Source organism: Micromonospora globbae (assembly GCF_036184225.1).
Classification (GTDB): Bacteria; Actinomycetota; Actinomycetes; order Mycobacteriales; family Micromonosporaceae; genus Micromonospora; species Micromonospora globbae.
The window spans coordinates 5,169,049-5,182,277 of the sequence record NZ_CP108084.1; the positions used below are offsets into that span (position 1 = coordinate 5,169,049).

Annotated in this window: 13 protein-coding genes, 1 tRNA gene and 1 pseudogene; 8 read left to right on the forward strand and 7 right to left on the reverse strand. The window is 73.7% G+C overall.

Features of this window, described 5'->3' with window-relative positions; genetic code table 11:
* Positions 1–161: 161 nt before the first annotated feature.
* A complete protein-coding gene (locus OG994_RS23310) occupies positions 162–1,460 on the reverse strand; it encodes a benzoate/H(+) symporter BenE family transporter (RefSeq protein ID WP_328850973.1) in 1,299 nt (432 codons plus the stop codon).
* A gap of 59 nt (positions 1,461–1,519) precedes the next feature.
* On the opposite strand from OG994_RS23310, the gene OG994_RS23315 reads away from it, so the two are divergent.
* Positions 1,520–2,077: a helix-turn-helix domain-containing protein gene (locus OG994_RS23315; protein ID WP_120328040.1), complete on the forward strand. Its 558-nt coding sequence runs from the start codon at positions 1,520–1,522 to the stop codon at positions 2,075–2,077.
* Positions 2,078–2,199: 122 nt separating this feature from the next.
* On the opposite strand, the gene OG994_RS23320 is transcribed toward OG994_RS23315, so the two are convergent.
* On the reverse strand, positions 2,200–3,273 hold the full coding sequence (locus OG994_RS23320) for a response regulator transcription factor (protein ID WP_328850974.1): 1,074 nt from the start codon (positions 3,271–3,273) through the stop codon (positions 2,200–2,202).
* A 62-nt stretch (positions 3,274–3,335) separates the two neighbouring features.
* Between OG994_RS23320 and OG994_RS23325 the strand changes: the two genes are divergently transcribed.
* The 4 genes from OG994_RS23325 (at position 3,336) to OG994_RS23340 (ending at position 7,439) form a co-directional block, all read left to right on the forward strand.
* A complete protein-coding gene (locus OG994_RS23325) occupies positions 3,336–4,058 on the forward strand; it encodes a PP2C family protein-serine/threonine phosphatase (RefSeq protein WP_328850975.1) in 723 nt (240 codons plus the stop codon).
* A gap of 2 nt (positions 4,059–4,060) precedes the next feature.
* Positions 4,061–5,257 (forward strand): GNAT family N-acetyltransferase, encoded by a 1,197-nt coding sequence (locus OG994_RS23330; RefSeq protein WP_328853772.1) that lies wholly within the window; start codon positions 4,061–4,063, stop codon positions 5,255–5,257.
* A 55-nt stretch (positions 5,258–5,312) separates the two neighbouring features.
* Entirely contained in the window at positions 5,313–6,059 is a 747-nt protein-coding gene (locus tag OG994_RS23335; RefSeq protein ID WP_328850976.1) for a ZIP family metal transporter, read from the forward strand.
* 195 nt (positions 6,060–6,254) lie between these two features.
* Positions 6,255–7,439, forward strand: coding sequence for a hypothetical protein (locus OG994_RS23340; RefSeq protein ID WP_328850977.1), 1,185 nt, complete (start codon positions 6,255–6,257; stop codon positions 7,437–7,439).
* A 153-nt stretch (positions 7,440–7,592) separates the two neighbouring features.
* Here the strand turns inward: OG994_RS23340 and OG994_RS23345 are convergent, their stop codons facing one another.
* Together OG994_RS23345 and OG994_RS23350 are read right to left on the reverse strand one after the other, a co-directional pair.
* Positions 7,593–8,675: an NAD-dependent epimerase/dehydratase family protein gene (locus OG994_RS23345; RefSeq protein ID WP_328850978.1), complete on the reverse strand. Its 1,083-nt coding sequence runs from the start codon at positions 8,673–8,675 to the stop codon at positions 7,593–7,595.
* A 50-nt stretch (positions 8,676–8,725) separates the two neighbouring features.
* Complete coding sequence (locus OG994_RS23350; protein WP_328850979.1) at positions 8,726–9,028, reverse strand: hypothetical protein; 303 nt, start codon at positions 9,026–9,028, stop codon at positions 8,726–8,728.
* Between the two features lie 168 nt (positions 9,029–9,196).
* Here OG994_RS23350 and OG994_RS23355 point away from each other — a divergent pair.
* The 3 genes from OG994_RS23355 to OG994_RS23365 all read left to right on the forward strand — a co-directional run bounded on the left by OG994_RS23355 (position 9,197) and on the right by OG994_RS23365 (position 9,962).
* Positions 9,197–9,268, forward strand: a tRNA-Lys gene (locus OG994_RS23355).
* Between the two features lie 164 nt (positions 9,269–9,432).
* The gene (locus OG994_RS23360; protein WP_120328359.1) at positions 9,433–9,708 is read left to right on the forward strand and encodes a type II toxin-antitoxin system Phd/YefM family antitoxin; all 276 of its coding nucleotides are present in this window, start codon (positions 9,433–9,435) and stop codon (positions 9,706–9,708) included.
* Complete coding sequence (locus OG994_RS23365) at positions 9,705–9,962, forward strand: Txe/YoeB family addiction module toxin (protein WP_120328095.1); 258 nt, start codon at positions 9,705–9,707, stop codon at positions 9,960–9,962. Before OG994_RS23360 ends, OG994_RS23365 begins: the two co-directional genes overlap by 4 nt.
* Before the next feature lie 52 nt (positions 9,963–10,014).
* Here the strand turns inward: OG994_RS23365 and OG994_RS23370 are convergent, their stop codons facing one another.
* From OG994_RS23370 to OG994_RS23380, 3 genes and pseudogenes are all read right to left on the reverse strand, one after another.
* Complete coding sequence (locus OG994_RS23370; RefSeq protein WP_328853774.1) at positions 10,015–11,235, reverse strand: tyrosine-type recombinase/integrase; 1,221 nt, start codon at positions 11,233–11,235, stop codon at positions 10,015–10,017.
* Positions 11,235–11,432: an excisionase family DNA-binding protein gene (locus tag OG994_RS23375; protein ID WP_107075187.1), complete on the reverse strand. Its 198-nt coding sequence runs from the start codon at positions 11,430–11,432 to the stop codon at positions 11,235–11,237. Before OG994_RS23375 ends, OG994_RS23370 begins: the two co-directional genes overlap by 1 nt.
* Positions 11,429–12,996: pseudogene (locus OG994_RS23380) on the reverse strand (replication initiator). Before OG994_RS23380 ends, OG994_RS23375 begins: the two are co-directional and overlap by 4 nt.
* Between the last annotated feature and the right edge of the window lie 233 nt (positions 12,997–13,229).

Below are 13,229 nucleotides of genomic sequence, written 5' to 3' on the forward strand. Positions count from 1 at the left end.
CGGTGCCACGAACTGACCACTTCGGCGCCCGTCCACCCGTCCGTGCCTGCCACGCCCCTCGCGGCACGACGAGCGCGACCGGCCAGACCAGGCATGGACGGCGGTCACCGCGATCCGACCCCCGTCACAGGGCCTCGGGCAGCTGGCGGGTCAGCTCGGGATCAGTAGCGGGTCGACACCGGCGGCCGCGCGGACGGCCCGGCGTCCGGCTTCGACTCCGCGGCCCGCTCCGACCCCACGGACCGCTCCGGGGCCAACTCCGACTCGGCGGCCGGCTCCGGGGCCGGCTCGGAGGCAGGTTCCGGCGCGGGTCGGCGGCGGCGGAAGAGCAGCAGCATCAGGCAGCCGGCGACCAGCCCCCAGAAGGCGCCGCCCACGCCGAGCAGGGTCACGCCGGAGGCGGTGACCACGAAGGTCACCACGGCGGCCTCGCGCCCGTCCGGCTCGCTCACGGCCGAGGTCAGCGCCGTGGCCAGCGCGCCGATCAGCGCGAGCCCGGCGACCGCCTCGATCAGCACCGGCGGCGCGACCGCCACCAGCGCGGTGGCCACCCCGGCGCCCAGCCCGAGCAGGGCGAGCCCGGCCCCGGCGGTCACCGAGGCGATCCACCGGCGGTCCGGGTCCGGGTGGGCGTCCGGCCCGGCCGCCAGTGCCGCGGTGATCGCGGCGAGGTTCACGGCGTGTCCGCCGGCCGGGGCGGCCAGCAGCCCGGCCACACCGGTGGCCCGCAGGGCGGCGGTGAACGGCGGCCGGTAGCCGTAGCCGACCAGCACCGCCATCCCGGGCACGTTCTGGGCCGCCATCGTGACGAGGAACAGCGGCAGGGCGAGTCCGATGAGGACCGGGACGTTCCAGGCCGGCGGGGTGAACTCGAACACCGGACGCAGCCCGACCCCGTCGAGGCCGGCGCCGGTCGAGGTCGACGCGATCGCCGCGACGGCCACCACGAGCGCGCCCGGCACGGCCCAGGGACGGGCGAACCGGTGCAGCACCAGCCAGGCCACGACGACCGGGCCGGCCAGCCAGGGCACCTCGACCAGGGCGCGTACCGGTGCGGTGCAGAGCGGCAGCAGCACCCCGGCGAGCATCGCGCCGGCCACCGGCTTCGGGATGGCCGCCACCGCCCGGCCGAGCGGCGGCACCAGCCCCGCCGCCACGATCAGCAGACCGGAGACGAGGAACGCGCCGACGGCCGCCGGCCAGCCTCCGGGCACCGGACCGGTCGCCACCAGCAGCGCCGCGCCCGGGGTCGACCAGGCGACGCTCATCGGCAGCCGGTACCGCAGACCGAGCCAGGCGGCGGCGAGCCCGGACGCCACGCAGAGCGCCAGCAGCCCCGAGGCGGCCTGCCCGGCGTCCGCCCCGGCGGCCCGCAGACCGGCGAGCACGACGGTGAACGAGCTGGCGAAGCCGACCAGCGCGGTCACCACGCCGGCCAGCACCGGTTGGATGCGTCCCACTCGCCCACCCTTCCCCCGCGTTCCGTTTACGGAACGATCGCGTGTAGCACCATAGCGGCATGCCCCAGCCGTCACCAGGCCGCCGTGCCCTCGACGCCGACCCGGCCGTGATCGGCGCGCGGGTCCGCAGCCTCCGCGAGGAGCGGGGGATCTCGCTCTCCGCCCTGGCGCGGCTCGCCGGTGTCGGCAAGGCGACCCTCTCCGGCCTGGAGAACGGCACCCGCAACCCCACCCTGGAGACGCTCTACGCCGTGACGGCGCAGCTGGGCGTACCGCTGACGGCGGTGCTCGCCGAGCCGGCCACGACGCCGACCGTGCACGGCGCGGCGGTCCACGCCACCCTGCTCGAGGTGTTCACCGACGCCGACGCGACGTACGAGCTGTACCGGATGCGGGTCGCCCCCGGCGCCGGGCAGCTCTCCCCCGCCCACCAGCCCGGCGTCACCGAGCACGTCACGGTCTTCGCCGGGGTGCTGCGCGCCGGCCCGGCGGACGCGCCGTCGACCGCCGCGGCGGGCGGATACCTGCGTTTCACCTCGGACGTGCCGCACAGCTACGCGGCCGTGGGCGACGAGGAGGTCGACGCGAGCCTGCTGCTGCGCTACCCGCGCCGCTGACCGACCGCGCCGCTGACCGACCGCGCCGCTGACCGGCCCTGCGGCGGCGTGCCTCGCCCGGCGCCGACCGGCCCGACCGGCCCGACCGGCTCGACCGGCCCGACCGGGCCACCGGCAGCGGCTCAGCCGTCGACGGGCGCCGTCACCGGGAGCCGGTGCCGGACGGCCCAGAGGGCGACCTCCGTCCGGGACGCCGCCCCCGTCTTGCGCAGCAGGTTCGACACGTGCACGGTGACCGTCCGCACCGAGATGCCGAGCGCCTTCGCGACCTGCTTGTTCGACATCCCGGCCACGAGGCAGCCCAGCACCTCTATCTCCCGGCCGGTCAGTTCCGCGCCGTCCGGCCCGGACGGGTCCGCGGCGCGCGGCGGTGTCCGGCGACGGCCGCCCGCCGGGCGGGGCACCGCCGCCGTCCGGGGCGACGGAGCCGGCCGGAGCAGCGCCTCCAACGGCTGGCCGGCGTGCGCGGCGAGCAGCTCGGTCAGCGCGAACGGGTTGCCCCCGGTACGCCGCCAGAGGCTGGTGACCAGGCGACCGGACGGGCGCGTGCCCGCGTACACCTGGGTCAGCACCTCGGCGACGTCGCCGGGGCGCAGCGGCCCGAGGTGCTGGCGCACGACGCCGCGTACGCCGCAGAGCCGGGACAGGGCGCGGAGCGCGAGGTCCGGTGTCACCGCCTCCTCGGCGGGCCGGGTGGCCACCACCAGCAGGGCCGGCAGGTCCGGGGCGGTGGCCAGTTCCCCGATCAGGTTGAGGCTCGCCGGGTCGAGCGCGTGCAGGTCCTCCACGACGACCACGGCCGGTCCGTCGCCGACCAGCAGGCGGACGGTCCGGACGGCGAGGCGCAGCAGCGCGCCCGGTGCGTACCGTTCGCGGGGTGCCTCCGGGTGCTGGGCCAACCAGGCCAGCGCGTCGGACGGCAGGTCGAGGCGGCTCGTGTCGCGCCCGCTGAGGACGGCCGCCAGCCAGTCGTAGGGGGCCGGGCTGTGCACGCGCGCGGCGCCGGAGAGCACCACGGCCGGGCGTGGGGTGAACACGTCCAGGGCGGCGGAGACCAGGAGACTCTTGCCGACCCCTGCCCCGCCGCTGACCACCGCGACGGCCGGCGTCCGTCCCCGGCCGGCGACCACGGCCGACCACGCCCGGTCGAGCTCGGCCAGCTCACCGGCGCGCCCGACCATGGACACCGGCATCATTCCCCAACCCTACGCAGTAGTGCGTAGAGACGCGGGTGGGGTGTTCTTGGCAAGCTAGGCGCATGACGCTGATCCTCCGCTCGGCCATCCTCAACGACATCGGTCTGGTCCGGACCAACAACGAGGACTCCGCCCTCGCCGGTGAGCGGCTGGTTGCCGTCGCCGACGGCATGGGAGGGCTGCCCGCGGGGGAGGTGGCGAGCGAGATCGTCATCCGGATCCTGGACGAGCTGACCCCACCGACCGATCCGGAGGCCGCCGCGGAGGCGCTGCGCGCCGTGGTGAGCACCGCCAACCAGCGCATCCACGCCGCCATCACCGTCGACCCGGCCCGCGAGGGCATGGGTACGACGCTGACCGCCGCCCTGCTCGCCGGCGACACGCTCGTGCTGGCCCAGGTCGGTGACTCGCGGTGCTACCTGCTGCGCGACACCAAGCTGACGCAGCTCACCCGGGACGACACGTTCGTGCAGGCGCTGGTCGACCAGGGTGCGCTCTCCCCCGAGCAGGCGCGGCAGCACCCGCAGCGCTCCCTCGTGACGCGGGCGGTGCAGGGGGCCGACAGCCCGCCCGCCATCGGCACGCTCACCGTCCAGGCCGGCGACCGGCTGCTGCTGTGCAGCGACGGCCTCTCCGACTACGTCGACGACGAGGCGATCGCCGTGACCCTCGGCGCGTACGGCGACCGGCAGCTCTGCGGGGAGCAGCTCGTGAAGCTCGCCCACCAGGCCGGCGCGCCGGACAACGTGACCGTGGTGGTCTCCGACGTCACCGTGGTGGCGTGACCGTGGTCATCCGTCGCGTCAGTTCCGAGGAACGCCTCACCACCAGTTTCGTGCTCGGCGCGTACGCCTTCGAGGCGTCGCCGCGCAGCCCGCGCCGGGCCGAGGAGTTCCGGCGCTACCTGCCCTACAACGAGGGCAACCGGACGCTCATCGTCGAGGAGGACGGCGAGACGCTGGCCGCCGCGTCGGCCATCCCGATGCGGCAGAACCTGCGGGGCGCCGTGCTCCCGATGGCGGGCGTCGCCGGGGTGGCCACGCACCCGCTCGCCCGCCGCCGGGGGCACGTCCGGGCGCTGATCCACCAGCTCCTCGACGAGATGCGCGACGAGGGGCACGCCCTCACGGCGCTCTATCCGTTCCGGCCCAGCTTCTACGAGCGGTTCGGCTACGTCGGGCTGCCGAAGCCGCGTACGGCCACCTTCTCGCCGGCCGACCTGCACCCTCTGCTGCGCGCCGACCTGCCCGGCGAGGTGGGTTGGGAGCGGATCGGCGCCGGCTACCCGGTGTGGCGCGCGTTCACCGAGCGCTGCCTCCGCGAGCGGCACGGGTTCGCCGTCTTCCCCGACTACCGGGACGTGGACGTGCGCGACCGCGACGAACACTGGCTGCTCACCGCCCGGCTCGACGGCGCGGTGATCGGCGCGGTGACGTACCGGATCGACAACCACGGCGGCGAGCTGGCCGCCGACGACCTGCTCGCCACCGACCCGCACGCCCGGGCGCTGCTGTTGCAGTTCTTCGCCCGGCACGTCGACCAGGTGGAGCGCGTCAGCGTCCGCATACCCGCCGACGAGCTGCCCGAACTGTGGCTCACCGACCTCGCCGTGCACGTCGAGGCGCGGATATCCCGGCCGGACTCGTCGGCGCCGATGGCCCGGCTCCTCACGATGGACGCGCTGGCCGGGCTGCCCGCCGGGCCGGGCCGCGTACGGGTCGAGCTGACCGGGGACCGCTGGCTGGCGGGGACGCACCTGCTCGACGGCACGACGGGAGCCCTGGAGCTGCGCGACGGGACGGCCGCCGCCTCGACGGCGCCGACCGCCACGCTCACGGCCGCCGGGCTCTCCGCCCTCGCGTACGGGGTGCTCGACCCGGTGGAGGTGCAGCTACGCGGGTACGGGGAGGTGCCGGCCGACGCCGCCGCCGAACTGCGCCGCATCTTCCCGCGCCAGCTGCCGTACCTCTTCGCCGACTTCTGACACCGGCGGCCCAGCATCGGTTTGCCCCCACACGAGGGACGGGTAGGTCGGGAACGTGCCGGAGTGGTTGCAGGCGGGGGGCTGGGGGCTGCTGGCCGGATCGGCGCTGCTGCTCGGGGCGGTGACCGGCTGGTACGTCCGGGTGCCGCAGTGGGTGAACGCCTCGATCATGGCGTTCGGCGCCGGCGTGCTGCTCTCCGCCGCGGCGTTCGAGCTGATCGGCAAGGCGCACGAGCGGGGTGGGACGTTCCCGACCGCGATCGGAGCGGCGGGCGGCGCCGTCGCCTACACGCTGGCCAACGTGGCGCTGGCCCGGCACGGCGCCCGGCACCGCAAACGCTCGGGCCGGCAGCCCACCGAGAAGGACCGGCCCGGTTCCGGGTCCGCGATCGCCGTGGGCGCCGTGCTCGACGGCGTGCCCGAATCGGTGGTCATCGGCGCGAGCCTGCTCACCGGCAACACGGTCAGTCTCGTCACGGTGGCCGCGGTGTTCCTCAGCAACGTGCCGGAGGGCCTGTCCAGCGCGGCCGGGATGCGACGGGCCGGCCGCAGCCGGCGTTTCGTGTTCCTGCTCTGGACCGGGATCGCGCTGCTCGGGGGCGTGGCGGCGCTGGCCGGACGGGTCCTGCTCGGCGGCGCGTCACCCGCGCTGCTGGCCGCGATCACCGCGCTCGCCGCCGGGGCGATCCTCGCGATGGTCACCGACACGATGGTCCCCGAGGCGTTCGAGAACGCGCACCTGCTCGTCGGGCTCATCACGGTGGCCGGGTTCCTGGCCGCGTACGCCCTCTCGATCGCCTGAGGGCCGGCGGCGCATGGCGCCGCTTCCCCGCCGGCCCCGGTCGCCGCTGTTCGGCCTGTCCCTGCCGGGCGACCCCGGCGGCGCGGCGAGCCGCCCGCCCGCCGGGCATCGATCCGGTCGCGATCGGCTTAGCAGCGGGTTAAGCCGGCCCGGCATGACCCCTCCGGCGGCCCGACCGCCTTCTAGCATCGGTGGGTGCGCGCCACGCCCGTCGTCGTCCTGCTGACCGCCGGCCTCGTCGCCCTGGCCGCCTGCGGCACGGGCGGACCCGCCACGCCAGCCGCCGCACCCGCCACGACCTCCCCGGGAGCGTCGCCGTCCACCGCCCAGCAGGCGACGCCGGCGGCCCGGACGGGCCTCGGTGGCCCCGGAGTGAGCCCGTCACCGTCCCGGCGGCCGGCGGTGTTCCGGGTCGGCAACCCGGACGGCGACGCGCCGGTGCCCGCCGAGGCGCGGGCGGTGGACACGTCGAAGCCGACCCGGACCGTCGGCACCGGCACCCCGGCGAGCTGCACCTCGGCGGCCGTCGTGAAGGCGGTCGCGGCCGGCGGGATCATCACGTTCGACTGCGGACCGGACCCGGTGACGATCCGGATGGCCGCCACGGCGAAGGTACGCAACGCCAACGGCCCGAGGGTGGTGCTCGACGGCGGCGGCAGGGTCACCCTGAGCGGGCAGGGGAAGCGCCGCATCCTCTACATGAACACGTGCGACGCCAAGCAGGGCTGGACCACCTCGCACTGCCAGAACCAGGACCACCCGCAGCTCACCGTCCAGAACATCACCTTCGCCGACGGCAACTCCACGGGCGACACGACCGAGGGTGGCGGCGGTGGGGCGATCTTCGTCCGGGGCGGGCGGGTGAAGGTGGTCAACACGCGTTTCGTCGGCAACCGCTGCGACCGTACGGGCCCGGACCTGGGTGGCGCCGCGCTGCGGGTGCTCAGCCAGTACGAGAACCGGCCGGTGTACGTCGTGAACAGCACCTTCGAGAACGGCACCTGCGCCAACGGCGGCGCGCTGAGCAGCATCGGCGTGTCGTGGACCGTGCTGAACAGCGTCTTCACCGGCAACCAGGCGGTCGGCAGGGGCGCCAACCCGGCGAAGGCCGGCACGCCGGGCGGCGGCAGTGGCGGGGCGATCTACTGCGACGGCGACCGGTTCACCGTACGGATCGCCGGCACGGTGATCCGGGACAACCGGGCCAACGAGGGCGGCGGCGCGATCTTCTTCGTGAGCAACGACCGTACCGGCACCATGACGATCGAGGACTCCACCCTGCGCCGCAACCGCAGCGGCCAGTTCGAGACGAGCGGCTACCCGGGCATCTTCTTCCTGGGCGCCCGCAACCCGTCGACCCCCGGCTCCCACCTGAGCTGACCCCCCGGCCGACCCGGGTCCGCCCCGGCCCGGCCCGGCCTCGGTCCGGTGATCATGAGGTTAGCGAGCCGACACGCCGAGGACGACGCCCGCTAACCTCATGATCAACCAGCCCGGGGGCGGATCGGCCAGGGCGGGGACGCGGCGGGTTCGTCAGTAGGGGTTGGTGTGGCCGGCGGGGTGGCCCCGGAGGACGGCGGCGAGGCGGCCCGGCAGGTCCCGTGCCCCGGACATCGGCGGGCTGGCCGTGTGGGCGCGCTCGGCCATGCCGGCGAGGAGTTCCTTCAGAGCGGAGACCGCGTCGACGCGCGGCCGCCAGCCCAGCTCCGCCTCCGCCCGCTCGCTGGACATCAGCGGCACGTTCAGCGCCAGCTCCACCCAGCCGGCGTCGACCGGCTGCAACCGCGCGTACCACGTCAGCCTCGCGGCCATCCGCAGCAGCGGGGCCCCGACCGGCACCGTCCAGCCGTGGAAGTGCCGGGCCACCAGTTCCGGGGTCAGCACCGGGTCCGCGGCCAGGTTGAAGGCGCCGCGGGCGTCACCCAGAACCGCCCGGGCGTACGCCTCGGCGACATCGTCGGTGTGCACCGCCTGCATCCGCAGCCGGCGGTTGGCCGGCACCAGCGGGATCCGGCCGTACCGCAGCAGCCGGACCGGCGCGAACGGCCCCAGGAAGTAGCGGCTGATCTCCGTGGCCGCGTCGCGCTGGAAGTTCAGGCCGGGCCGCATGCGTACGACACGCAGGTCCGGGTGCTCGCGCTCGACCTCGTCGAGCATCGCCTCCACCTCGGCCTTGTCCCGGCTGTACGACGACGCGGGCACCCCCGTGGCCGGCCAGCGCTCGCTCACCGGGTGGTTCTTCGGGCCGGCCGCGTAGACACCGACCGACGACGCGTACACCAGGGCCGGCACCTTGGCCCGGACCACCGCGTCGATCACCGCGCGGCTGCCGCCGACGTTGGTCCGGTGCAGCACCCGCTGGTCGTGGCTGGGCTGGATCTGCCAGGCCAGGTGCACCACCGCGCCGGCGCCGGCGAACACCTCCGCCAACTGGTCGGCCGCGCCCGGCAGGCCGACGTCGCACGAGTGCCACTCCACCTGGTCGTACGGCTCGCCCGCGTCCGGGCCGGGCAGCCGGCGGGCCACCCCGGCCAGTTCCACGCCCCGCTCCCGGCGCAGCCGGCGCAACAGGGCCGTCCCGGCGTTGCCGCTCGCCCCGACCACCACGATCCGCATGCCCGACCCGTACCCGCCCAGACCGCCCCTATACGTGCCGGCCGGCCCGTTCACGGGCGGGGCGCGTGGCGGACCCAGCCGTGCTTCTCGTCCCGCCGGCGGCCCTGCGTGGCGGCCAGGCAGCGCGGGCAGATGCGGCCGATCGCATCCGCGTCGGTGAGCACGTCGGTCGAGGAGAAGTCGAACCGTACGTGCGGGAAGCGGCGCAGCCGCGCCCGGCTCAGCGGGAGCCCGCAGACCGTCTGGTTCTGCCCGGGCAGCCAGGCGTGCACCTCGCCGCCCGGCTCGCGTACGCCGTCCGGGCCGATCTCCTCGCCGGACGCCGCGACCGCCGGTGCGCTGCTCGACCGCATGCCCGACCAGTTCCCCAGGCCGGCGCGTCCATGCCTGCCCGTCGTACGCCGATCATCCGCCGGCGCGGAGCGCTGGGGGTCGTTACGTCCTGACTCGCTGCTGCCTTGGGCCGAGCGGCGCGGCGGCGGAGGGTGGCTCCGGGTCGAGTTCCGGTAACCTGAGCGCGCGGGCCGCTAGCTCAATGGCAGAGCTGTGGACTTTTAATCCATAGGTTCAGGGTTCGAGTCCCTGGCGGCCCACTCGTACGCAGGTCACCGTCTCCTCGTGGGGCCGCTTGCGCCGTGATCTTGGCCCGTACAGCAGGGAAGTACAGCAGCACCCGTGGATCCACCGCCAGCTCGACCAGGGACGAGAGGCAGACCCACCCGAGGTACAATTTTCTGTACCTACCCCGGAGGTGGTCATGCGGACCGTCAACTTCACCCAGCTACGGCAGAACCTGGCCGCCGAACTCGACAGCGTCATCAACGACGCGGAGGAGGTGGTGGTGACCCGGTCGGGCCACGAACCGGTGGTCATCGTGCCGCTCGCGGAGTACGAGTCGATGAAGGAGACCGAGTACCTCCTTCGCAACCCGGCCAACGCCGCAGCCCTGCGCCGCTCGATCGCGGAGCTTGAGGAGGGCGACGCGGCCGAGCGGGACCTGATCGACCCCGCCACCGTGCGGGACGTCGCGTGAGGCTGGTCTTCACCGCGACGGCCTGGAACCAGTACCTCAGCCACACCGACCGGAAGCTGGTCAAGCGCATCAACGACCTCATCGCGGACGTGATGCGCAACGGATACGAGGGCATCGGCAAGCCGGAACCCCTGCGGGGAGAGCTGTCCGGCTTCTGGTCCCGCCGAATCGATCGCGAACACCGGCTGGTGTATCGGATCACCAAGGACGACGTCGAGATCATCGCCTGCCGCTACCACTACGGCGACCGGTAGCGGGCCGGACTGGAAGCGGAAGCGTTCGACGTCCCGACCGAGGCCGTACGTCCTATTGGTCCAGCGCGCTGCCGAGCCGCTTGAGGGCGTCGCGCGTGGCCGCCGAGGACACCACCGTGTAGATCTCCATGGTGATGGCGAACTGGGCGTGCCGGAGGATCTGCATCGCCACCCGGGGGTGCACGTCCAGGTCCGCCAGGAGGGACGCGCAGGTACGGCGGGCATCCCGGACCGCGATCCGCCGGACCCCGGCCGCGTCGCAGCGCCGATCCCAGAAGCGGTTGAAGTTGCGCGGCTCGACCGGCCGGCCGTAGCGGGTAGTGAAGATCAGGTCGGAGGGCTGCCAGGCCGGGCCGGCAGTGTCCCGGGCAGCGGTCTGCGCAGCGCGACGGCGGCCGAGCGCCACGGTGCAGATGTCCGGCAGCGGCAAGGTGGCGTCCGATGCGGCCGTCTTCGTCTCCCGGTGCAGCAGTTCGGCACCGACTCGCTGGAGCTGCCGATCAATGGTCAGCTCCCCCGCGTTGAGGTCCACGTCGGCCCAGGTTAGCCCCAACATCTCGCCCTTGCGCAGACCGAGCACCAGCACCAGGACGTACGCGGCGTAGAGCGGGTCGTCGTCGGCGCGGGCCGACTCCAGGAAGCGCCGCGCCTCGTCGCTCGTCCACGCCTTCCGCTTGCGCTTCCGTACCGGAGGCAGCTTCACCAGGGACGCGACGTTGCGGGAGATCAGCCCTTCGGTGATTGCCTGGGACAGCAGCGTCCGGAGCACGGTCCGCAGGTGGGTGACGCTGGTTGCCGAGGGCAGGTCCTGGCAGCAGCGGCCGAGGGCACAGCAGCGACGTTGGGCGGGTTTGCGCCGCTCGTCCTTGCCCTGGGCGCAGCACTGGCAGGTCCGCCCGACCTCGTTGATCCAGGTCTGCACGTCGCTGACCCGGAGCTTGTCGAGACGCTTCCGGCCCAGCCCCGGCAGGAGGTAGAGCCGGACCACCACCTCGTAGGTGACGTAGCTGCCCGGGGCCAGGTTCGGCTTGACGATCTCCCGCAGCCAGTAGCGGGCGTACTCCCCCATCGTCGGCGAGCGGGTCGCCACAGGACCAGCCTTGGCCTGACCGTGCAGCTTGATCCACTTGTCATGGACATCCTCGCGAGTCTTGCCGTAGACCCACTTCCGGCCGCGCTTGCCGTCGGGCTTCTCGACCCAGACGTACGCGGCGAAGCCGTTCCGGTAGGGGAAGATCGACCCTTCGCCGTTGGCTCGGGCGCGTCCGGGTATCAGGCGGCCTCCTGGCGTTCGACCTGTTCGCGGATGTAGTCGTCGACCCATTCGGGGAGGATGCGGCGGTACTTGCCGTCCTTGATGGAACGCAGTTCGCCGGTGGCGATCTTCATCTTGACCTTGGAGATGCCGAAGCCGAGCAACACGGCGACCTCTGCGGGCGAGTACCAGCGGGGGCGGAGGTCGTGGGTCATGCGGCGGCTCCGGTGAGCCAGGCTTCGTGGGCGAGTTCTTCCCGGCCGATGCGCCTGCTCTCACGTCGCTGCCGAGCGGCGGTGTTGGCGAGCAAGGCGTCACCTTCGGTGAGCCAGCCAGACCCGATGTAGGTCAGCGTGCCGACAGTCAAGGTGTCGGTCGGTTCGTTGTCTTCGATGCGGCGGTAGGTGGTGCGGGTGTCGCGGAGCAGGCGGAAGGTGACGGAGTAGCGGCGGGCTTTGGTGAGGAAGTGGCCGCCGAAGCCGAGCATGTGCGCCCAGCGGCGCAGGCCGCCGTAGACGTTGGGTTTGACGTCAAGGCTGCCTTGACGGTGGTCGGCGGTTGCGGCGCCGCTGCTGGTGTCGGTGTGGATGGGGCGGCCGAGGTGCCAGCAGGCGTCGATGAGGCGGGCGAGGTGGTCGCCTTCGGGATCGGCGTAGTCGTCGATCGTGGCAGGGGTGAGCCGGGCGGACGAGTGGCCATGGCTTCGGTGGCTTTGGTGGCGTACTTGGCCAGGTAGGCGGCCACCTTGCCGTCGGTCAGCTCACCGCCAGCGGTGTTGATGCGACGGAGGTCGACCTGCTCGCCCCAGGCGATCAGCCAGCCGTCGGGCTGGTCGGGGTGCGGGGGCGTGGTGACGGTGATCTGCCGGGCGGCGACGTGGATCGCGTCTTCCAGATCGTCGACGGTGATGCCGGCCGGTGGCGGCACGAGAGCGTCCGGGTCGTCGGGGTCGACGCCGTCGAGGCGCAGCAGGACGTGGAAGTGCACGGCGGCCCGGCGTTGCATCTCGGCGACCTTGCCGTGGGACACCCGCACGGGCGGCACCCAGCGGACCTTGCTGGAGGCGGTGACGACCCGGACGAAGGGGATGCCGCGCTTGCGGCAGATGGCGGCGAGGCGGCGGTCGGCGGCCTGCTTGGTGCGCCGCCACAGCTCGCCGGAGAAGTAGTTCCAGACGACCTGGTGGTCGTGGTCGTAGCAGTCCAGGCACAACGGCTGGCCGAGCCGCGGATCGTCGGCGTCGTGGCGGGCGAAGCACACCGCGGGCTGCCCGTGTGGGCAGGTGCCGGCGTTGCTGCGGGCGCGGCAGGGCGCGGGTCGGCAGTCGCAGCGCTGCCGGTTGCGGCAGGTGTGGCGGGGGACCTGCCGGTGGTGGACCGGGCCGAAGGACGGAGCGGTGAAGGTGGCGAAGACGACCGGATGCCGGCCGACCGAGGCGGGGACGCCCTTGCCGCCGGTCAGACCGCGACAGACGACTTGGTAGGCGTCGCCCCGGTAGACCCAGGCGCAGTCCGCGCACACCGACTCGCGGCGGTTGCCGCACGCCTTGTAGAGCGTCCGGTCGGGCAGCTCGTCGGTGTGCAGCTGGCCGGTGATGCGGCCGGTGTCTCGCTCGACGGCGGCGATGGTGCCAGTGAGCCGGATCGGGCGAGCACAGCCGCCAGCGGGCCGGGTGTGCTCCAGCCAGCCGGAGAACTCCGGAGAGGCGGCGCGGTGCAGGACCTGGGCGTCACGGCCGACGGCGAAACCGGGGCGGTAGATGGTGAGCGGGGTGGACACGACTGTCTCCTCTTCAGGGGGTGGCAGGGACGGGAGACGAAGCACCACCAGCCGTGGACGCATGTCCGCTGGTGGTGTTCGTCGTGTCTCCTGGCACCGCCGAGAGGGCGGCTGACGCCGGAGGGCGGAATCGTGGTCTTGCCACTTCCCGCCGATGGGTCATGTCCTTTCACGCTCGTGGACTTGGCAATTGGGGCCGGCACGGGTGGGGAGCCTGGGATATCGGCATCCGG

Excerpts from the sequence above, each read along its gene's own strand:
- OG994_RS23320 (WP_328850974.1), bottom strand. The coding sequence starts at position 3,273 with ATGATGCCGGTGTCCATGGTCGGGCGCGCCGGTGAGCTGGCCGAGCTC.
- OG994_RS23345 (WP_328850978.1), bottom strand. The coding sequence starts at position 8,675 with ATGCGGATCGTGGTGGTCGGGGCGAGCGGCAACGCCGGGACGGCCCTG.
- OG994_RS23375 (WP_107075187.1), bottom strand. The coding sequence starts at position 11,432 with ATGACCCACGACCTCCGCCCCCGCTGGTACTCGCCCGCAGAGGTCGCC.
- OG994_RS23350 (WP_328850979.1), bottom strand. The coding sequence starts at position 9,028 with ATGCGGTCGAGCAGCGCACCGGCGGTCGCGGCGTCCGGCGAGGAGATC.
- OG994_RS23360 (WP_120328359.1), top strand. The coding sequence starts at position 9,433 with ATGCGGACCGTCAACTTCACCCAGCTACGGCAGAACCTGGCCGCCGAA.
- OG994_RS23315 (WP_120328040.1), top strand. The coding sequence starts at position 1,520 with ATGCCCCAGCCGTCACCAGGCCGCCGTGCCCTCGACGCCGACCCGGCC.
- OG994_RS23325 (WP_328850975.1), top strand. The coding sequence starts at position 3,336 with ATGACGCTGATCCTCCGCTCGGCCATCCTCAACGACATCGGTCTGGTC.